Source organism: Spirosoma endbachense (assembly GCF_010233585.1).
Lineage (GTDB): Bacteria > Bacteroidota > Bacteroidia > Cytophagales > Spirosomataceae > Spirosoma > Spirosoma endbachense.
This window is the reverse complement of sequence record NZ_CP045997.1, coordinates 10295127-10295618: the sequence shown is the minus strand read 5'-3', so window position 1 is coordinate 10295618 and position 492 is coordinate 10295127. Positions and strand designations below refer to the sequence as shown.

The following is a 492-nucleotide window of genomic DNA, read 5'->3' as shown; positions in this document are numbered from 1 at the left end:
TGAAATGCGCTATCCTACGGGCGGCAGCAGTGGGGAATATTGCACAATGGGCGCAAGCCTGATGCAGCCATGCCGCGTGTATGAAGAAGGCCTTCGGGTTGTAAAGTACTTTCAGCGGGGAGGAAGGGAGTAAAGTTAATACCTTTGCTCATTGACGTTACCCGCAGAAGAAGCACCGGCTAACTCCGTGCCAGCAGCCGCGGTAATACGGAGGGTGCAAGCGTTAATCGGAATTACTGGGCGTAAAGCGCACGCAGGCGGTTTGTTAAGTCAGATGTGAAATCCCCGGGCTCAACCTGGGAACTGCATCTGATACTGGCAAGCTTGAGTCTCGTAGAGGGGGGTAGAATTCCAGGTGTAGCGGTGAAATGCGTAGAGATCTGGAGGAATACCGGTGGCGAAGGCGGCCCCCTGGACGAAGACTGACGCTCAGGTGCGAAAGCGTGGGGAGCAAACAGGCTTAGATACCCCAGTAGTCAGGTCCGTATTCCC

The 492-nt window shown here is 55.1% G+C and carries 1 other annotated feature (cut by both window edges).

The features are described 5' to 3' along the window. Positions 1 to 492 (top strand) — a sequence feature (16S ribosomal RNA rRNA prediction is too short) (it extends past both window edges: 197 nt to the left, 67 nt to the right).